Below are 18,043 nucleotides of genomic sequence, written 5' to 3'. Positions count from 1 at the left end.
CAGAGCCGCCGTCATCGCGCCCAGAGGCTGCCGTCGTCACCGACCACTCCGCTCACCCCTGACCACCCTCCAGGAGGGGATAGTGACCGTACCCGAGAGTGCAACCGGACCCGCCGCCGACGACCCCGCCCCCACACCCGACGCACTCACGAGTCTCAGCACCCAGGCCGCGCGCCAGCTCACCACCACCACCAAGTCCGAACCCCAGATGCAGGCCATCTCCTCGCGATGGCTGCTGAAGATGCTGCCGTGGGTGGATGTCAAGGGCGGCACCTACCGCGTCAACCGGCGTCTGCAGCTGCGCGTGGGCCGCGGCCGGGTGCAGTTCGACCAGAACGGCGCGGACGACATCAGGGTCATCCCCCAGACGCTCACCGAACTGCCGGCGCTGCGCGGCTACTCCGACCTGGACGTCCTGAAAGAGGTCGCCACCCGGTTCCGGGTGCGTGAGATCCGCGCCGGCCAGGTGCTCGTCGAGGCCGGGCAGCCGGTCCAGGAGGCCTATCTCGTCGTACACGGCCGGTTCACCCGCTTCACCGAGGGCAAGTACGGCGAGGAGGAGATCCTCGGCGTCGTCACCGACGGCGACCAGATCGGCGACGAGGCCATCGGCCAGCCCGACCCGCTGTGGCTGAGCTCGGTGCGGGCCGAGACCTCCGGTGTGCTCCTTGTGCTGCCCTGGACCGTGGTCCAGGAGTTCACCGACCGGTCGCCGTCGCTCGCCGCGCATCTGGCGGCCTACGCCGAACAGCAGCGGCTGCCCATGAACCGCAAGGGCGAGGCCGATGTCCCGGTGCAGGCGGGCCATGTCGGGGAGCCGACCATCGACGGCGGGTTCGTCGACTACGAACTCTCCCCGCGCGAGTACGAGTTGTCGCTCACCCAGACCGTGCTGCGGGTCCACACCAGGGTCGCGGACCTCTACAACAACCCGATGAACCAGACCGAGCAGCAGTTGCGGCTGACGGTCGAGGAGATCCGCGAGCGCCAGGAGTGGGAGCTGGTCAACAACCGGGAGTTCGGGCTGCTGCACAGCGCCGACTACGGGCAGCGGATCAGCACCTTCACCGGGCCGCCGACCCCGGACGACATGGACGAGCTGCTGTCGATGCGGCGCAAGACCAAGCTGTTCATCGCCCATCCGAAGGCGATCGCCGCGTTCTTCCGGCAGTGCAACCGGCGTGGCCTGGTGCCCGGCACGGCGAGCGTCGACGGGCATGAGATCCCCGCCTGGCGCGGTGTCCCGATCTTCCCGTGCAACAAGATCCCGGTCAGCCCGCAGCACACCTCCAGCATCATCGCGCTGCGCACCGGTGAGGGCGACCAGGGCGCCATCGGGCTGTATCAGACCGGCATCCCGGACGAGCACCAGCCGGGTCTGAACGTGCGGTTCATGGGCATCGACGCCAACTCGATCATCCGCTATCTCGTCACCGCCTACTACTCGATGGCGATCCTCGTCCCCGACGCGGTGGGGATCCTCGAGAACGCCCAGATCGGCCGGACCCCTGAGTGATCGCGCGGTGTCTGAGATGAGTACGACCCCCTCCTCGCCGTCCCTGCCCGGACCGCCGAACCTCGCCCGCAGTCTCAAGGCCCGGCGCGGCGGTGCGATCCCGGGGCTCAAGTACCGGCAGGTCGCCCCCGCCGACCCCGAGAAGGCCGCGGAGGTCGACCGCAGGCTGGAGGAGTGGGCCCGCGACCTGGATCTGTTCCCGCCGGCCTGGTCGGGGGACTTCTCCGGGTTCCAGTTCGGCCGGGCGGTGGTGCTCCAGCATCCGGCCGGGGCCGACCTGGAGCGTCTGACGGCGGCCGGGAAGCTGCTGCTGGCCGAGAACATCGTGGACTCCTGCTACTGCGAGGAGGACGAGGGCCGGGGCGCCTCGCGCAGCGGCCTGGGCGGGCGGCTGATCATGGCCCAGTCGGCCCTCGACCCGTTCCACGGCCCACCGGAGTACCAGGAGCAGTGGGCGCACGGCATGCAGGGGGACGGCCCGCTGCGCTCGTACCACTGGGCGCTGAAGGACTACGCCGCCGTCGCCACGCCCAGCCAGACCGACCGCCTGGTGCACGACCTGGCCCGGCTGCACCTGGGCTATCTCGCCGAGGGTGCCTGGAGCGAGACCCGGTACGTCCCGCACGTCTGGGAGTACCTGGTGATGCGGCAGTTCAACAACTTCCGGCCCTGTCTGTCGATCGTGGACGCCATCGACGGCTACGAACTGCCCGAGGCGCTGTACGCCCGCCCCGAGATCCAGCGGATCACGGCGCTCGCCTGCAACGCCACCACGATCGTCAACGACCTGTACTCCTTCACCAAGGAACTGGCCGGCGACCCCGACCATCTGAACCTGCCGCAGGTCATCGCCCGCAACGAGCGCTGTGGTCTCAAGGCCGCCTATCTGAAGGCCGTCGAGATCCACAACCGGATCATGGAGGCGTTCGAGGAGGAGTCCGCGCTGCTCGCCGCCACCTCACCGCTCATCGAGCGCTACGCCCAGGGTCTGTCCGACTGGGTGGCCGGCAACCACGAGTGGCACGCCACCAACACCCACCGCTATCACCTGCCCAACTACTGGTAGAGCGCCGTCGAATGACAGAACGTCACACGCACCAACCCGAGGAGTCACCGTTGACCATCGCCCCCGAAGCCGGCACCGCCGAAGTGTCGCTGCCGACCCAGTCCACGTACCAGACCCGCGTCGCGGACTACTGGAACGCCGAGGAGAACCCGGTCAACCTCGAACTCGGAAAGCTCGACGACCTGTACCACCATCACTACGGCATCGGGGCCGCCGACCGCTCCGTGCTCGATGAGCCCGACGCCGAGCTGCGCCGGGAGCGGATCACCACCGAACTGCACCGGCTGGAGCACGCCCAGGCCGAGTTCCTCGCCGAGCGGCTCGGTCCGCTCTCCCCCGCCGACCGGGTCTTCGACGCCGGCTGCGGGCGCGGCGGCGGCAGTGTCGTGGCCAATCTGCGCTACGGCTGCCACGCCGACGGGGTCACCATCTCCGAGAAGCAGGCCGAGTTCGCCAACGCGCAGGCCCGTAAGCGGGGCATCGACGACCGGGTGCGCTACCACCATCGGAACATGCTGGACACCGGCCTTGAGTCCGGGGCGTACGCCGCCTCCTGGAACAACGAGTCCACCATGTACGTCGAGCTGGACCTGCTGTTCGCCGAGCACGCCCGGCTGCTGCGCCGCGGCGGTCGCTATGTGACGATCACCGGCTGCTACAACGACACCTACGGGCAGGCCTCGCGCGAGGTGTCCCTCATCAACGCGCACTACATCTGCGACATCCACCCGCGCTCGGAGTACTTCCGCGCCATGGCCCGCAACCGGCTGGTCCCGGTGCACGTCGAGGACCTGACCGAGGCGACCATCCCCTACTGGGAGTTGCGCCGCGAGGCCGATCACCTGGTGACGGGCATCGAGGACACGTTCCTGAACGCGTACCGCAACGGCAGTTTCCAGTATCTGCTGATCGCGGCGGACCGCGTCTGACCAATCGTCAAGTCGGCGTCGGCCATGGGCATTCCGTGGCCGACGCGGGTCTTCCGCCCTGCGCCCGGGCGTGCTTGCCTGGGGAGCCGTTTTCGGTCTCCGGGGCGGGAGTCGCCGTATGCGCAAGCCGTGGTTCGTGGGAGTACTGCTGGCCGTCGTGCTGCTCGGCGCGTGCGGGGATCCGGCGTCCGGGCCGGAGGTCGCGCCGCCTCCGGAGGTGCCGCGCGCCTCGGTCACCACGCAGCAGAAGGCGCCGGCATCGGCCCCACCGAAGGCGCCCCGCGTGCTGTATCTGGGTGACTCGCTCGCGATGGAGGCGCAGAAGGTGCTCGGCCAGGAGACGCGCCGGGAGCTGGGGGCGACGTACACCAGCGCCCCGTACTCGGGCACGACGCTGTGCGACTACCTGGAGGGCACGCGCGAGCGGTCCCTGGTCCCGGACGGGGACAAGGCGGCCGCCCTGGTGCGTGAGGTGCGCCCCGACTTCGTGGTGCTGCAGTTCTGGGGCAACGCGTGGGGTTACACGCCGTGCATGGACGGCATCACGTACGACGCCGCCCCGGAGAAGTACTTCAAGCGGTACGCGGCCGACATGAAGCGGCTCGCGGACCAGATCGCGGCGGCCGGGGACGCTCGGATCGTCTGGGTGCTCCAGGGCCCTGACCCGATCACCCCGGACCGGGTCCGACGGGTGAACGCCCTCTACGAGGAGCGGGCCGCCGCCTCTGGTGATCTGGTCGCCGATGCGGGCAGGGCGGTGAGCGCGGACGGGGCCCGCTACTCCTGGGTGCAGTACCTGCCGTGCACGGCGTACGAGCGCGCGCACGACGCGTACTGCACCCAGCCCGGCCGGGACCGTACGGCCCTGCACCGCGACGACGACTATCTGCACTTCTGTCTGGCGCCGACCACCTCGACGCCGAAGCCCTGCCCGGCCCGCTCCCCCGGGATCCTGCGGATCGCCCTGGAGATCACCCGGGTGATCCGGGAGAACCCGTAGAACGGGGGCTCACTCCCCCGCGTACGCCCTCTCCAGGGCGGCGATGTCGAACTTGTGCATCGCCATGAACGCCTTGGTCACGCGGGCCGCCTTCACCGGGTCGGGGTCGGTGACCATCGCGTCGAGCCGGTCCGGGACGACCTGCCAGGACACGCCGAACCTGTCCTTGAGCCAGCCGCAGGGGCCGGGCTCGCCGCCGTTCTCGGTGAGCTTGGTCCAGTAGTAGTCGATCTCCTCCTGGTTCTCGCAGAACAGCATGAAGGAGGTCGCCTCGGTGAACTTGAACTGGGGCCCGCCGTTGAGCCCGAGGAACTTGTGGCCGTTGGCCGTGAACTCGACCGTCATCACACTGCCGGCGGGCTGCATCGCGCCCTCCGGGTAGCGTGCGATCTTGCCGACGCTGGAGTTCTTGAAGACGGAGACGTAGAAATGGGCGGCGTCCTCGGCCTGCCCGTCGAACCAGAGACAGGTGGTGAAACCGTCGGTTGCCATGAGTTCCTCCTGGAGCGTGGAGCGGGGATCCGCTGTCATGTGTGTCGACTGGCGCGCGCCGCGAAACTCATCGGTCGGGAGGGCTCTGCCGTCAGCTGATCTGCCACGGGCAGAGAAATCGGTCGTCGGCGCCGTCCGGGGCCGAGGGTGGAGTCATCGGCATTCCGACCACCACGAGGAGACCTGATGACTGCACTCGCCGCGTTCGCGCCCCGGGCCGAGGAGGGGGATGCCTCACCGACCCGGTTCGACGACCATCTCGCCGCCCAACTGCTCGGCCAGCGCATCGTGCTGCTCGGCACTGAGGTCACCGAGGCCTCCGCGAACCGGGTCTGCGCCCAGCTGCTCCTGCTGTCGGCGGAAGACCCGCGTACCGACATCAGCCTGTACATCAACAGCCCCGGCGGGTCCGTGTACGCCGGTCTCGCGATCTACGACACGATGCGACTCGTCCCGAACGACGTCTCCACGCTCGCCATGGGTTTCGCGGCCAGCATGGGCCAGTTCCTGCTCTGCGGCGGCGCGCCCGGCAAGCGGTACGCCCTGCCGAACGCGCGGATCATGATGCACCAGGGGTCGGCGGGCATCGGGGGCACTGCCGCCGACATCGAGATCCAGGCGGAGAACCTGGACCACAGCAAGCGGACCATGGAGCGGCTCCTCGCCGAGAACACCGGCCAGACCCCGGAGACCATCTCCCGGGACGGTGACCGCGACCGCTGGTTCACGGCCGAGGAGGCCAGGGAGTACGGCATGGTGGACCAGGTCGTCCAGTCCCTCGCGGACGTCCGCCCGGCCACCTCCAAGCGACGGATGGGGCTGTGACATGGGGAACTACACGATTCCGTACGTCGTGGAGCGGACCGCACACGGCGAGCGGTCCTCGGACGTCTTCAGTCGCTTGCTGTCGGAGCGCATCATCTTCCTCGGCACCGAGATCGACGACGGCGTCGCCAACGTCGTCATCGCGCAGCTGCTCCATCTGGAGTCCGCGGCGCCGGAGAACGAGATCGCGATCTACATCAACTCCCCCGGCGGCTCGTTCACTTCGCTCATGGCGATCTACGACACCATGACGTATGTGCAGGCGCCGATCTCCACGTTCTGTGTCGGGCAGGCGGCATCGACGGCCGCCGTGCTGCTGGCCGGAGGGGATCCGGGGCGGCGGTTCGTACTGGAGCACGCGCGTGTGCTGCTCGGTCAGCCCGCCGCGGGCGGCAGCCGGGGCATGATCTCCGACCTCGCCGTCCAGGCCAAGGAGATGGTCCGGATCCGCGCGCAGGTCGAAGAGGTGCTGGCCAGGCACACCCAACACGACCTCGCGACACTGCGGGCCGACATGGACCGCGACAAGGTGTTCACCGCACCGGAGGCGGTGGCGTACGGGCTGGCCGACGAGGTGGTGAGCCGGCGCCTCGTGCGGGTCTGAGGCGCCGGCGCAGCCTCATGCGGCCAGGCACAGCCCGTCGTACGGCGCCCTTGTCCTGACTGGGCGGGAGGCGTGCCGCACGAGCTCGCCCTGTGCCAGCGACAGCAGGTCGCCGAGGCCGAGTCCCAGGGCGTGGGCGGCGGCCGCGAGAACCTCCGAGGAGGCCTCCTTGCGGCCGCGCTCCACCTCCGAGAGATACGGCATGGAGATCCGCGCGGCGTCGGCCACGTCCTTGAGCGTGCGCTCCTGGGCGAGCCGCTCACGGCGCAGGACGTCGCCGACCAGGTCGCGCCAGAGGGGTTCCTTGGGGGCGGGGGGCCGGGGTGGGGCGGGGGCAGGGCGTTCGGACGTGGGGCGGGTCGTTCCCGGGCGCAGGGGAATGACGCGGGCTTCTTTCGACGCTTGTTCGGTCACCTTCCCAGCCTAGGAACATGGGGCGGGAGGGGAAGGCATCGGCGTTCCGCCCTGGGGGAAATCCCCGGCTGTCACTGCCCCACCCGGCCGTCGATCCGCTCCCGCAGGAAGTCGGCGTGGCCGTTGTGCCGGGCGTACTCCTCGATCATGTGGACCAGCAGTTCGCGCAGGGCGATCGGCTCGTCGGCGCCGTTGCCGATGATGTCGAGGCTCGGTGCCTCGTCCACGAAGCGTTCCGCGAAGGCGACTTCGGACCGCCAGGTCGCCCAGGCCTCGGCGACGACCGCGGGGTCGGGCACGGCGCCGTCGAAGTCGCCGTTGGGGTCGGCCTCGGTGCGGTAGTGCCGGGGGACGTCCTGTCCGGCCATGACACGGCGGAACCAGCCCTGTTCGACACCGGCCAGATGGCGCAGCAGGCCCAGCAGGGAGAGGTTGGACGGGGGGACCGAGCGGCGGGCCATGGCCTCGGCGTCCAGGTCGGCGCACTTCATCTCGAAGGTGAGGCGCTGGTCGCTCAGGTAGCCGACGAGGGTCGCGAGTTCACCGACGTAGCCGCCGTCGCTGCGGGGGTCCTCCGCGGGGCCGACCCACATGTCCCACCAGCCGAAGCTGCGTTCGGGCAGCGCGTCGTCCGACTCCGTCACATCGGTCATACGGGCGAGCATGGGCGGTCGGCATCGGGACCGCCACCCGATTTCCGGCCGTGGCGGGACGCCGTCACTCCTCGTCGAGCCGCAGCAGGGCCCGCACCCGCTTGCCGACGGGCACCCGCTCCACCGCGACCTCGGTCGCGAGGGCGTGCACTATCTCCAGGCCGTGCCGGCCGACCCGCTCCGGGTCCCGGGGGTAGCGGCGGGGCAGGGCGGAGCTACTGTCGTACACGCAGACCGTCACCGCGTCGTCGGTGCCCTCCAGGTCCAGGATGTACGGGCCGTTGCTGTGCCGGTCGGCGTTGGTGACCAGCTCGCTGACCACCAGGAGCACCTTGTCCTCGGCGGGCGCGCCGATCGTGGCGCACCACTCGGTCCTGAGCCGGCCGAGGAACAGCGCGGCGAAGGTCCGCGCCTCGGCGATGCATCCCGGTTCACCGCTGTAGTGCGCCGCCCGCCGCAGCGGTTCGACGGGCACGTCGAAACCAGTCGTAATCACTGCACCGTCCACGTGCTCGGTCATGCGTTTCTCTCTCGGAAGCCGGAACTGGCCGGACGCTGTTGCACCAGTCCTCGTACCCAGAGCGGAGCCGCGCAGTCACCGTGCAGGTGGCGCCGTACGTCACAGCGACGGCGAGAGCGACGGGGCCGACTGTGACGTGGTGGTCGTCTCCTCCTCCGGCGGGGAGAGCGCGCTGGAGGTATCGGGCGACTCGGGCTCGCTCGTCGGGGGTTCCGACGGTGTGCTCGGCGTGGATGTCTCCGGCTCGGAGGTCTCCGGTGTCGACGTGGGCGGGCTCGTCGGGGAGGTCGGTGACGTCGGCGTGGACATGCTGACCGACGGGGAGGGCCGGGCCGGCGGGCGGGTCCTGCGGTCCTTGTCGCCGTCGTCGCCGCGGTGGCGGGCGACCCACTCGTCGCCGTCGGCGTCGTAGATGACGAAGACGTCGACGACGGTCGTCGAGGGCGCGATCACCACGACATCGGAAGCGCGGAACGACGGCCAGGAGTCGCCGGTGTGCTTGATCGTGCCCTGCTGGGCGATCGGCCGGGTCAGCGGGTTGCCGCAGGCGCATCGCACCCGGGGCTCCCCGCGGTCGTCGACGAGGACGGCGGTGCCCGTCTGGAGGACGGCCTGGTAGCTGGTGGCGGCGCCGTCGACGTAGCCGTGGTTGGTGACGCGGGTGTCCAGACGCAGCTGGACGGGGGTGAGGGAGCGCAGGTAGGCGGGGACGCCGGAGGGCTCGACCCGGGCCACGGAGGCGAACGCGTCGTTCTTGTCCGGGGCCGCCTGGAGGTACTTGATCTGCTTCTCGACGTCGCAGGCGGCGACCTTGCGGCTGCCGCCGTAGAGGCCGGGCGAGCCGCCGTCCACGCCGCGCACCACGTTCGACGTCGCCGTCCCGGTGGGGGAGGACGGGGTGGCGGGCGCGGCGGAAGTGTCCGTCGCGGTGGATTCGGTGAACGGGTCGGGGCCCGACTTGTCCGCCGCCTGGAGGAAGAGTTCCCCGCTCTGACCGCCGCCTCCGCCACCACCGCCGCCGCGGGAGAAGACGACGGCGAGGACCACGGCGGCCACGACCGCGGTGGTGAGCACCGCGATCCTGGGTGCGGACCGCCACCAGGGCCGCCCGGGTTCGGGGCCTGGACTCGCCGGGCCGCCGCCGGTCGGGGGTGACGGGGGCGGGCCGGACGGCGGTTCGGAGGGGCCCGACAGGGGGCCGGAGGGCGGTCCTGTGGGGCGGCCCGACGACGGAGGTTCGACGCTCACGAGGCCTTCTTCCCGGCGCGGCTTTCGCACCGTTCGCGGCATTTCGCAACGCTCCCATTCTGTGTTCCGAGCCCTCGCCGCCCGCAAGCCGACGCGGACGGACCTCCCGGCGAGCGCGCCGCTGAAGTGCTGCTTAGCGTGGGCAGGGTGAGTGTGCCGACCCCCTCCCGTCCGGCTGTGGCCGCCCATGGCTGGGTGCAGGCCCTCGCCACGGTGCTGGCCGGGCTGGCCGCGATGGGGGTGGTCGCCGCGCTCGGGCTGTGGGCGGCCGGCGCGGGCGATCTCCCGGACGGCGCCTTCCCCCGGGTCGTCGCGGCGACCGTGATCACGGCGGTCGGCGGCACGGTCGAGCTGTCGGGGAGCGCCGGGGATCTGGCCGAGTCCGATGTCGGTCTGACGGTGATCCCGCTGTCGGTCACGCTCACCGGTGCGCTGGTGCTGGCGGCCGGTTTCCTGTGGCCGCTGCGGCACCGGGCGGTCGCGGGCGCCGGGGAGCTGGCGGGGTGGGCCGTGAGGATCGCCGTGCTGTGGCTGGCCGGACTGCTGGGGCTGGCCTTCTCCGCCCGCCAGAACTTCTCCCTCTCGCTCAGTGACCTCGGGCAGGACGAGCTCGGTGACCTCGGCGATCTGCTGGACATCTCGCCCGAGGTCGGATTCGCCACGGACGTGGTGGCGAGCGTGTTCTTCGGCCTGCTGTGGCTGGCCGGTGTGCTGGTGCTGGCCCTGCTGGTCTCGCGCGGGGCCCCGCTGCCGGGGCGGCTGCTGCGCTTCCAGGAGTCGGTGCGGCCGGCGGCGTACGCGATGGTGGCGCTGCTGCTCGGGTATGTCGGGCTGGGTGTGGTCATCGGCCTGGTCGTCGCGGCGACCCGCGGTCATGTGGCGGAGACCTTCGCGGTGATCCTGCTCGGGCTGCCGAACCTGGTGTGGCTGGCCCTGACGATCGGGCTGGGCGCGACCTGGAACGGCCGGGTGGACGGGCCGTTCGGGCTGCCGATGCCGCATGTGCTGGACGAGGTGCTGCGCGGCAAGCAGACCGCCGAGCTCAATCTGGGCACGCTCGCCGAGCACGACGGGCGGGTGTGGTGGCTGGTGGCCGTGGACGCGGCCGCGCTGCTGGCCGCCGCGTTCGTCATGGCGAGGCGTTCACCGGCCCGGATGCGCGCCTGGCAGCACGGCGTGCACATGGCGGTGGCGCTGGCGCTGACGGTGCTGATGATCTGCCTCGTCGGCCGGATCTCCGCGCACTACGGCCTGTCGGTCCTGGGCATCGGCGACCTGGGCGGTGATCTGGGCGGCGAGCTCTTCCTGAGACCCGAGGTGTGGTCGGCCATGGGGCTCGCGCTGCTGTGGGGCCTGGTCACCGGGTTCCTCGGCGGGCTGCTGGCGCGACGGGTGCGGCATCGGGGCGAGGTCGTGGCGGGGGCGGGGGGCTGAGGGGTCGTGTCATGTGCGTGGGGCCTGTTCAGTGGCGGGATGCGGGCGCGGCTCGTGCGGCATCGGGGCGTGGCCTTGGCAGGGGCCCGCCGCTGAGCGCGTCATGCCCCGGACCTGCTCCGGGACGGGCTAAGGGCACAGCCGCACCGGCATCGAGCCGAGGCCAAGACCTGCCCCCTGGCACCTCCAAGACCCTACGGAAACACCGGCGCGGCCCAACTCGGAGGTGGCTTCGGCCCGTCCTCGCCCGGCTTCTTCGCCGGTTCTACAACCCTGTGATCGACCGACGGGCGCGGGCACAGCCGCGCCAGCATCGCGCCGAGGCCATGACAGGCCCCCGCGCCTCCCACCCCAAGACCTGCCCCCTACGGAAACACCGGCGCGGCCCATCCCGGCGGTGGCTTCGGCCCGTCCTCACCCGGCTTCGTCCCCGGTTCCATAACCCTGTGATCGACCTCCGTCGGCGCGTGCCCGCTCGTCGCGCCGCCGGCCATCGCGGCGCGCAGGTCGGCGACGAAGGCGAGGCAGGAGTCCTGGCGGTGGTCGGGGCTCTTGGCCAGCGCCTGGGCGAATACGGCGTCGACCGGCGGGGCGAGGTCGGGACGGGCCTCGGTCAGTGGCGGTGGCTCGTCGAACTGGTGGGCCCACAGCAGGGCCATGTCATCGTCGCGGCGGAACGGAGGGTGGCCCGCCAGGCACTCGTAGACCACGCAGGCGAACCCGTAGACATCGCACCGGGCGTCGACCGGCTTGCCGGAGATCTGCTCGGGCGAGACGTAGTCGAGGGTGCCGACGAACTGGCCGACGGTGGTGAACCCGGTCAAGGACAGCGACTTCTTCGTCAGGCCGAAGTCGGTGAGATAGACGTGCTCGGGGTGGTCGCTGTCGGTGCCGCGCGCCACGAGGATGTTGCCGGGTTTCACGTCCCGGTGGACCAGGCCGTGCTCATGGGCCGCGTCGAGGGCGGAGGCGACCTGGGCGGCGATGCGCAGCGCGGTCCCCGGCGGCAGGGGGCCCTGTCGGTCGAGGAGGGAACGCAGGTCACGTCCGGCGACGTAGCGCATGGCGATGTACAGCACGCCGTCCGTCTCGCCCGCCTCGAAGACCGGCACGATGTGCGGGTGGTCGATCGCTGCGGCGGTGCGGGACTCATGGGTGAAGCGCCGACGGAAGGTGTCGTTGCGGGCGAGCTCGGGCGCGAGGAGCTTCAGCGCGACGGTTCGGTCCAGGCGCAGATCCCGGGCCCGGTAGACCACGGCCATCCCGCCCCGGCCGATCTCGCTCTCGATGCGGTAGTCGGCGACCTGGCGGCCGATCAGCTCGGAGGGCCGGCCCGAGAACAGGCTGGTGTCACGGGCCATCGGGGGTCACGACCCGGGTCGAGGTGTGCCGGGGCTCCGCTTCGGCGTGGGGCCCGTCGTCCGTGGCGTAGGTGCTCAGCCGTGTTCCGTCGGCGTACACCCACCGCCCGTGGTCGGCGTCGTACAGCCACACGGACTCGCCGTCGACGACCACCCCGAGCCGCAGTCCCCGGGTGCGAGCGCGGAAGGCCTCGCCGCCGAGGCCGCCGGCCGCGAAGTCCTCGACCGAGGCCCGGTAGTCGGACAGGGCCCGCTCGGCGCGGGCGAGGAGCGGGCGGGGGTCGGCGGTGCGGGCGAGCGGGCCGGCGTCGGTGGTGGGCGGGTCCTGCGGTACGGCGACCAGGAAGCGGCCGTCGACCCAGGCGGACCAGCCGTTGGCGCACAGGACGCGCCCCCAGTCGCCGCGGCGTTCGACGAGCTGGACCGGCAGGAACGCGTCCAGGGGCACGGTGGGCCGGGCGGGGTCGGGGGCCTGCCAGGCGGGCATGCCGTCCCCGGGGACGACATGCGTGGGCCGGAAGCCGGGGGTGGCCATCGCCTTGCGCCTACTTCCGCATCACTACGGGTTCGCGGCGGCGCAGCAGCCAGGAGACGAGGAAGCCGAAGATCACCGAGAGCACGACCAGTACGGCCAGGTTCAACAGCCACACCCCGGCCGAGTGCTCGAACAGCGGATCGGCGGTCAGGTCGCCGGGCGCGATCCGGGACAGTTCGACGGTGCCGGCCATCGCGGCGAACGCCCAGCGCGAGGGCACCAGCCAGGACAGCTGCTCCAGCACGACGACGCCGTCGAGCTTGAGCAGGGCGCCGCAGAAGACCACCTGGACGATGGCGACCAGCACCAGCAGCGGCATGGTCACCTCTTCCTTGCTGACCAGCGCGGAGATGACCAGCCCGAGCATCATCGCCGTGAAGGCGAGCAGCGCGACGGCGATGGTGATCTCGACCAGGGGCGGCATCAGCACACCTTCGCCGCCGGGGGCCTTGAGGTCGACGCCGAGCAGCGCCACCAGGGTCAGCACGATCGCCTGGAGCACGGTGATCGTCCCGAGGACCACCACCTTGGACAGCACGTACGCCGATCTGGACAGGCCTACGGCGCGTTCGCGCTGGTAGATGACCCGTTCCTTGACGAGTTCGCGTACGGCGTTCGCCGCGCCCGTGAGGACTCCGCCGACGCACAGGATGAGCAGCGCGGCCGTCGCCTTGTCCTGGGTCAGACTGCCGCCGGACAGGGCGCGGGTCATCGCCCCCATCACGAACGGCAGGGCGATCATGATGACGATGAAGGTGCGGTCGGCGCTGAGCGCCGCGATGTAGCGGCGGATCAGGGTGTTCAGCTGGGCGCCGCGGGTGCGGGGCCGGGGCGGGCGGCTGATGGCGACGGGCGCGGAGTCGGGTCTGCGCGGCTGGGCGGTCGCGTCGGCGACGTACTGCTGCTGGAAGAGCGAGGTCCGGTAGTGGGTCGCCCAGTCCCGGTCCTGGTCGCGTTCGAATGCCTCGAACGCCTCGGGCCAGTTCTCGAAGCCGAAGTAGGTCAGGGCCTCCTCGGGCGGTCCGTAGTAGGCGATACGGCCGCCGGGGGCGAGGACGAGTAGGCGGTCGCAGATGTCGAGGCTGAGCACGCTGTGGGTGACGACGATGACGGTGCGGCCGTCGTCGGCGAGGCCGCGCAGCATGTGCATCACCGAGCGGTCCATGCCGGGGTCGAGGCCGGAGGTCGGCTCGTCGAGGAACAGCAGCGACGGCTTGGTCAGCAGCTCCAGGGCGACGCTGACCCGCTTGCGCTGCCCGCCCGACAGGCTGTGCACGGGCTGTTCGGCGCGTTGCTGAAGGCCCAGCTCGCGGATGACCTCGTCGACCCGGGCCAGGCGCTCGGCCTTGGCGGTGTCCTGGGGGAAGCGCAGCTCGGCGGCGTAGGACAGGGCGCTGCGGACGGTGAGTTGGGCGTGCAGGATGTCGTCCTGCGGGACGAGGCCGATGCGCTGGCGCAGCTCGGCGTAGTCGCGGTAGAGGTCGCGGCCGTCGTAGAGCACGGTGCCGTGGTCGGCGGGGCGCTGGCCGGTGAGGGCGTTGAGGAGGGTGGACTTGCCGGCGCCGCTCGGGCCGACGACGGCGAGCAGGCACTTCTCCCCCACCGGGAAGGACACATGGTCGAGGAGGGTCTTGGCGCCGTGGTCGACGGTGACGGCGAGGTCCTGCACCTCCAGGGAGATCTCGCCGGTGTCGACGTACTCCTGGAGCTGGTCCCCGACCAGGCAGAACGCGGAGTGGCCGATGCCGACGATGTCGCCGGGGCCGATCGGTGCGGTGGTGACCGGGCCGCCGTTGAGATAGGTGCCGTTGTGGCTGCCGAGGTCGGCGATCTCGTAGGTGCCGTCGGGCAGGGCGTGCAGCTCGGCGTGGTGGCGGGAGACGATCAGGTCGTCGATGACCAGGTCGTTGTCGGCGGCGCGGCCGATGCGCACGGTGCGGGTGGTCAGCGCGCGGACGTTGGTGGGCTGCCGGAAGGTGCCGGTGCGGCCGGGCATGGAGACCGACGAGGGGCGTTCCGGCGCCGGGGCCGGGGCGCGGCGGTCCAGGAGGATCGCGCGGGGGCCGTCGGAGGGGTTGCCGAAGCGGATCACGGTGCCGGGGCCGACGTCCCACTCGTGGATGCGATGGCCGTCGGTGTAGGTGCCGTTCGTGCTGTGCTCGTCCGCCAGGGTCCAGTGGTCGGCGACGGGGTGGAGCACCGCGTGATGCCAGGAGACTCGGGCGTCGTCGATGACGATGTCGCTGAGCGGGTCGCGGCCGACGTGGTAGTCACGGCCCGGGGTCATCACGGTCGAGCCCGCCGAGGTCTCCATGACCAGGACGGGTGCAGTCGGTGCGACAGAACGCTCCGCCATGCCGAAATTCTATCGATCTGTGTACATATGCGCCGCTTGGGGGCGGGCCGTAGGTCGCTCGGCGCCGGGGTCAGGCGACCGGTACGACCAGCCCGGGGATGGTCCGCTGCATCCGCAGGGCGTCCACCGACTCGGCGAGCAGCTCGTACTCGGTGGTCTCGTCGCTCACGGCGATCCGGACCAGGTGCCCGGCCGCCAACTCATCGGCGACCAGCTCCTGTTGGTCGACGTCGCCGCACCAGGAGCGCAGGACGGCGGGGACGTCGGGGACGGTGTCGGCGACCGGGACGAGCGCGCTCGGCGGGAAGTGCTCGGCCTCCGGTCGCGGGTCTAATCGCTCGGCCATCCAGGACGCCCGGTCCCGTAACCACCACAGCGCGAGGGCCAGGGTGGGTGCCCGGTAGGTTCCCAGGGGTACCCCGATACGCCGTCCGCCGCAGACGCCGTAAGCGGTGACATGGCAAAGGAACTCGTCGTGCACGCAGCCTCCCCCGTGGTGCCGTGTTCGCCTGTCGGCGGACCTCGCTTTCCGTGCGGCTCATGAGCGGTGCGTAAGGGCGCCGTCGCCCCATGTGATGCGCCCACGCAGTTGAGTATGTTCACTACTGAAACACTGTCACCACGGATTTCCGGCCACTCTCCTGGCATATTCACACCCGCTGCTGGCCGAAACCCGGCGGGTACACGTCAAACCAAGGAAATACCGGGGAAAAGTCGCAGGCGAGCGTGAGCGATGAGTTCCACGCCCCGCAGCGGTCTGAACCTGTGAAGCCGGGAGAGACCGCTGCGAAACGGAGACGATCATGACCACGAGCGCCCATGTGGACGCGGAGTTCACCGCCGTCCTGCGCAAGAGCCCGAGCACGGGCGGCTGGACCTACGTCGTATGGCCGGAGTCCGTCGACTACTTCGGTACCCGTGGACTGGTCAAGATCCGCGGGACGGTCGACGGACATCCGTTCCAGAGTTCGTTCATGGCCCTCGGCGACGGCACCCACAAGCTTCCCGTCAAGGCCGACATCCGCAAGGCCATCGGGAAGCAGGAGGGCGACTCCGTGACCGTTCACCTCACGGAGCGGCTCAACCCTTGAGGATGGCGTCGATCCGGGCCAGTTCCTCCGCGTCGAAGTCCAGGTTGCGCGTCGCGGCGACGCTGTCCTCGATCTGCTGCGCGCTGCTCGCGCCGACCAGCGCGGAGGTCACCCGGCCGCCGCGCAGCACCCAGGCCAGGGCCAGCTGGGCCAGGGTCTGGCCGCGGGATTCGGCGATGTCGTTGAGGGCGCGCAGCTTGGCAAGGAGCTCGTCGGTGATCGCGTCGGCGTTCAGGAAGGGGCTGCCGCTCGCGGCCCGCGAGTCCTGCGGGATGCCGTCGAGATAGCGGGAGGTCAGCTGGCCCTGCGCCAGCGGGGAGAAGACGATCGAGCCGACCTGGAGCTCGTCCAGGGCGTCGAGGAGACCCTCCTCCTCGGGGCGCCGGTTCAGCATCGAGTAGGCGGGCTGGTGGATGAGCAGCGGGGTGCCCAGCTCGCGCAGGATGCGGGCGGCCTCGCGGGTCTGCTCGGGCGAGTAGTTGGAGACGCCGACATAGAGCGCCTTGCCCTGCTGCACCGCCGAGTGCAGGGCGCCCATCGTCTCCTCCAGCGGAGTCTCCGGGTCGGGGCGGTGCGAGTAGAAGATGTCGACGTAGTCCAGGCCCATCCGCTTCAGGCTCTGGTCGAGCGAGGACAGTACGTACTTGCGCGAGCCCCACTCGCCGTACGGGCCGGGCCACATCAGATAGCCGGCCTTGGTGGAGATGATCATCTCGTCGCGGTACGGCGCGAAGTCCGCCTTGAGGGCCTCGCCGAACGCCGATTCGGCGGCGCCGGGCGGCGGGCCGTAGTTGTTGGCCAGGTCGAAGTGGGTGACGCCGAGGTCGAAGGCGCGGCGCAGGATGGCCCGCTGGTGCTCGACGGAGCGGTCCGCCGGGCCGAAGTTGTGCCACAGGCCGAGGGACAGCGCGGGGAGCTTGAGGCCGCTGCGTCCGGTGCGGCGGTAGGGCATGTCCGCGTAGCGGTCGGGGTGTGCGGTGTACAACGCGACTCCAGAGGGGTTGGCACAGCCGGGATTCCAGTCACCGCCCATGCTGTCGCGACCTGCGGGCAGTGGTCCAACAGGTAAATCAGATGGGATTCAGCGGCTAGGCTGCTCAATCATGGAACTGCGCCATCTCCAGCATTTCGTCGCGGTCGCCGAGGACCAGCACTTCACCCGCGCGGCCGAGCGCCTGCTCGTGTCCCAGTCGGGCCTGTCGGCCTCGATCCGGGCGCTGGAGCGAGAGTTGCAGACCCCGCTGTTCGTGCGGACGACCCGCAGGGTGACCCTGACTCCGGCGGGCCGTGCCCTGCTGTGCGAGGCGGAGCGGATCCTGGCGCAGGTGCGGGCCGCCCATGAGGCGGTGGCGGCGGTGCAGGGCGTGCTGCGCGGGATGCTGGCCCTCGGGTCGGAGCAGTGCATCGCCGGGGTGCATGTGGCGGGGCTGCTGGCGGCGTTCCGGCGGGAGCATCCGGACGTGGAGATCTGTCTGCGGCAGGCCGGTTCGGGCGCGCTGGCGGAGGAGGTCGCGGCCGGGCGCCTGGATCTGGCGTTCGCCGTACGGACCGCGCAGGAGGACACCGACCAGCTCCGGGTCGTACCGCTGACCAGCGAGCCGATGACCGTCCTGTGCCATCCGAGCCACCGGCTCGCGACGGCAGGCGCCCCGGTCACCCCGGAGGAACTGGGCGGGGAGGTGTTCGTCGACTTCCACCCGGACTGGGGGCCGCGCCGCGCCACCGACGCCGTCTTCGCCGCGGCGGGCGTACGGCGGACCGTGTCCCTGGAGGTCAACGACGTGCACAGCCTCCTCGACCTGGTGGACGAGGATCTCGGCATCGCCGTGGTGCCGCGCCACTTCCGGCACAAGCGGCCGGCCCTGACCGCCCTGCCGGTGAAGGGCACCGGCGACACGGTCTACGAGACGGTCGCCCTGCTGCCACCAGCTCAGGCCACGAGCCCGGCGGCCCGGGCGCTGATGGCGCTGCTGGAAACGGAAGGCGCCTGAGAGCCGGT

The 18,043-nt window shown here is 70.9% G+C and carries 19 protein-coding genes; 9 read left to right on the top strand and 10 right to left on the bottom strand.

The annotated features are described in order from the left end of the window. Positions 1 to 82 precede the first annotated feature (82 nt). The 4 genes from IE325_RS27265 (at position 83) to IE325_RS27250 (ending at position 4,511) form a co-directional block, all read left to right on the top strand. Positions 83 to 1,516: a family 2B encapsulin nanocompartment shell protein gene (locus IE325_RS27265; protein WP_190072722.1), complete on the top strand. Its 1,434-nt coding sequence runs from the start codon at positions 83 to 85 to the stop codon at positions 1,514 to 1,516. 16 nt (positions 1,517 to 1,532) lie between these two features. Then, positions 1,533 to 2,582: a family 2 encapsulin nanocompartment cargo protein terpene cyclase gene (locus IE325_RS27260; protein ID WP_190072721.1), complete on the top strand. Its 1,050-nt coding sequence runs from the start codon at positions 1,533 to 1,535 to the stop codon at positions 2,580 to 2,582. 50 nt (positions 2,583 to 2,632) lie between these two features. Continuing rightward, complete coding sequence (locus IE325_RS27255; protein ID WP_190072720.1) at positions 2,633 to 3,511, top strand: geranyl diphosphate 2-C-methyltransferase; 879 nt, start codon at positions 2,633 to 2,635, stop codon at positions 3,509 to 3,511. 118 nt (positions 3,512 to 3,629) lie between these two features. Next, on the top strand, positions 3,630 to 4,511 hold the full coding sequence (locus tag IE325_RS27250) for an SGNH/GDSL hydrolase family protein (protein ID WP_190072719.1): 882 nt from the start codon (positions 3,630 to 3,632) through the stop codon (positions 4,509 to 4,511). Between the two features lie 9 nt (positions 4,512 to 4,520). Here the strand turns inward: IE325_RS27250 and IE325_RS27245 are convergent, their stop codons facing one another. Continuing rightward, positions 4,521 to 5,003, bottom strand: a complete 483-nt coding sequence (locus tag IE325_RS27245) for a VOC family protein (RefSeq protein ID WP_190072718.1) — start codon at positions 5,001 to 5,003, stop codon at positions 4,521 to 4,523. A 186-nt stretch (positions 5,004 to 5,189) separates the two neighbouring features. Here IE325_RS27245 and IE325_RS27240 point away from each other — a divergent pair, with 186 nt between their 5' ends. Continuing rightward, the gene (locus IE325_RS27240) at positions 5,190 to 5,828 is read left to right on the top strand and encodes a ClpP family protease (RefSeq protein ID WP_190072717.1); all 639 of its coding nucleotides are present in this window, start codon (positions 5,190 to 5,192) and stop codon (positions 5,826 to 5,828) included. 1 nt (position 5,829) lies between these two features. After that, positions 5,830 to 6,432 carry a ClpP family protease gene (locus IE325_RS27235; RefSeq protein ID WP_190072716.1) on the top strand — a complete coding sequence of 201 codons (603 nt, stop codon included), beginning with the start codon at positions 5,830 to 5,832 and terminating at the stop codon, positions 6,430 to 6,432. 15 nt (positions 6,433 to 6,447) lie between these two features. On the opposite strand, the gene IE325_RS27230 is transcribed toward IE325_RS27235, so the two are convergent. The 4 genes from IE325_RS27230 to IE325_RS27215 all read right to left on the bottom strand — a co-directional run bounded on the left by IE325_RS27230 (position 6,448) and on the right by IE325_RS27215 (position 9,267). Continuing rightward, positions 6,448 to 6,846, bottom strand: a complete 399-nt coding sequence (locus tag IE325_RS27230; protein ID WP_190072715.1) for a helix-turn-helix domain-containing protein — start codon at positions 6,844 to 6,846, stop codon at positions 6,448 to 6,450. Between the two features lie 71 nt (positions 6,847 to 6,917). Beyond that, entirely contained in the window at positions 6,918 to 7,499 is a 582-nt protein-coding gene (locus tag IE325_RS27225; RefSeq protein WP_229912065.1) for a DinB family protein, read from the bottom strand. Positions 7,500 to 7,563: 64 nt separating this feature from the next. Next, positions 7,564 to 8,019: an ATP-binding protein gene (locus tag IE325_RS27220; RefSeq protein ID WP_190072713.1), complete on the bottom strand. Its 456-nt coding sequence runs from the start codon at positions 8,017 to 8,019 to the stop codon at positions 7,564 to 7,566. Positions 8,020 to 8,118: 99 nt separating this feature from the next. Beyond that, positions 8,119 to 9,267 carry a DUF6777 domain-containing protein gene (locus IE325_RS27215; RefSeq protein ID WP_229912063.1) on the bottom strand — a complete coding sequence of 383 codons (1,149 nt, stop codon included), beginning with the start codon at positions 9,265 to 9,267 and terminating at the stop codon, positions 8,119 to 8,121. Positions 9,268 to 9,414: 147 nt separating this feature from the next. Between IE325_RS27215 and IE325_RS27210 the strand changes: the two genes are divergently transcribed. After that, a complete protein-coding gene (locus IE325_RS27210; RefSeq protein ID WP_190072712.1) occupies positions 9,415 to 10,701 on the top strand; it encodes a streptophobe family protein in 1,287 nt (428 codons plus the stop codon). Positions 10,702 to 11,066: 365 nt separating this feature from the next. Here the strand turns inward: IE325_RS27210 and IE325_RS27205 are convergent, their stop codons facing one another. The 4 genes from IE325_RS27205 to IE325_RS27190 all read right to left on the bottom strand — a co-directional run bounded on the left by IE325_RS27205 (position 11,067) and on the right by IE325_RS27190 (position 15,434). Continuing rightward, a complete protein-coding gene (locus IE325_RS27205) occupies positions 11,067 to 12,062 on the bottom strand; it encodes a serine/threonine-protein kinase (RefSeq protein WP_190072711.1) in 996 nt (331 codons plus the stop codon). Next, positions 12,052 to 12,597: an SH3 domain-containing protein gene (locus IE325_RS27200; RefSeq protein ID WP_190072710.1), complete on the bottom strand. Its 546-nt coding sequence runs from the start codon at positions 12,595 to 12,597 to the stop codon at positions 12,052 to 12,054. Before IE325_RS27200 ends, IE325_RS27205 begins: the two co-directional genes overlap by 11 nt. A 10-nt stretch (positions 12,598 to 12,607) precedes the next feature. Next, positions 12,608 to 14,953, bottom strand: a complete 2,346-nt coding sequence (locus IE325_RS27195; protein ID WP_190072709.1) for an FHA domain-containing protein — start codon at positions 14,951 to 14,953, stop codon at positions 12,608 to 12,610. Positions 14,954 to 15,023: 70 nt separating this feature from the next. Then, entirely contained in the window at positions 15,024 to 15,434 is a 411-nt protein-coding gene (locus IE325_RS27190; protein WP_190072708.1) for a hypothetical protein, read from the bottom strand. Positions 15,435 to 15,756: 322 nt separating this feature from the next. On the opposite strand from IE325_RS27190, the gene IE325_RS27185 reads away from it, so the two are divergent. Further along, on the top strand, positions 15,757 to 16,044 hold the full coding sequence (locus IE325_RS27185; protein WP_190072707.1) for a DUF1905 domain-containing protein: 288 nt from the start codon (positions 15,757 to 15,759) through the stop codon (positions 16,042 to 16,044). On the opposite strand, the gene mgrA is transcribed toward IE325_RS27185, so the two are convergent. Then, positions 16,034 to 17,029, bottom strand: coding sequence for an L-glyceraldehyde 3-phosphate reductase (gene mgrA / locus IE325_RS27180; protein WP_308437685.1), 996 nt, complete (start codon positions 17,027 to 17,029; stop codon positions 16,034 to 16,036). The genes IE325_RS27185 and mgrA overlap by 11 nt on opposite strands. 118 nt (positions 17,030 to 17,147) lie before the next feature. On the opposite strand from mgrA, the gene IE325_RS27175 reads away from it, so the two are divergent. Then, on the top strand, positions 17,148 to 18,035 hold the full coding sequence (locus IE325_RS27175) for a LysR family transcriptional regulator (RefSeq protein ID WP_190072705.1): 888 nt from the start codon (positions 17,148 to 17,150) through the stop codon (positions 18,033 to 18,035). Positions 18,036 to 18,043: the final 8 nt, after the last annotated feature.

Origin of the sequence: Streptomyces lanatus (assembly GCF_014655715.1) — a bacterium.
Taxonomy (GTDB): Bacteria; Actinomycetota; Actinomycetes; order Streptomycetales; family Streptomycetaceae; genus Streptomyces; species Streptomyces lanatus.
This window is presented reverse-complemented; position numbering and strand designations above follow the sequence as displayed.

Bases quoted from the DNA above. Each gene is read 5' to 3' on its own strand.
- IE325_RS27260 (WP_190072721.1), top strand. From the start codon at position 1,533: ATGAGTACGACCCCCTCCTCGCCGTCCCTGCCCGGACCGCCGAACCTC.
- IE325_RS27250 (WP_190072719.1), top strand. From the start codon at position 3,630: ATGCGCAAGCCGTGGTTCGTGGGAGTACTGCTGGCCGTCGTGCTGCTC.
- IE325_RS27245 (WP_190072718.1), bottom strand. From the start codon at position 5,003: ATGGCAACCGACGGTTTCACCACCTGTCTCTGGTTCGACGGGCAGGCC.
- IE325_RS27240 (WP_190072717.1), top strand. From the start codon at position 5,190: ATGACTGCACTCGCCGCGTTCGCGCCCCGGGCCGAGGAGGGGGATGCC.
- IE325_RS27235 (WP_190072716.1), top strand. From the start codon at position 5,830: ATGGGGAACTACACGATTCCGTACGTCGTGGAGCGGACCGCACACGGC.
- IE325_RS27225 (WP_229912065.1), bottom strand. From the start codon at position 7,499: ATGACCGATGTGACGGAGTCGGACGACGCGCTGCCCGAACGCAGCTTC.
- IE325_RS27220 (WP_190072713.1), bottom strand. From the start codon at position 8,019: ATGACCGAGCACGTGGACGGTGCAGTGATTACGACTGGTTTCGACGTG.
- IE325_RS27205 (WP_190072711.1), bottom strand. From the start codon at position 12,062: ATGGCCCGTGACACCAGCCTGTTCTCGGGCCGGCCCTCCGAGCTGATC.
- IE325_RS27200 (WP_190072710.1), bottom strand. From the start codon at position 12,597: ATGGCCACCCCCGGCTTCCGGCCCACGCATGTCGTCCCCGGGGACGGC.
- IE325_RS27195 (WP_190072709.1), bottom strand. From the start codon at position 14,953: ATGGCGGAGCGTTCTGTCGCACCGACTGCACCCGTCCTGGTCATGGAG.
- IE325_RS27185 (WP_190072707.1), top strand. From the start codon at position 15,757: ATGACCACGAGCGCCCATGTGGACGCGGAGTTCACCGCCGTCCTGCGC.
- IE325_RS27175 (WP_190072705.1), top strand. From the start codon at position 17,148: ATGGAACTGCGCCATCTCCAGCATTTCGTCGCGGTCGCCGAGGACCAG.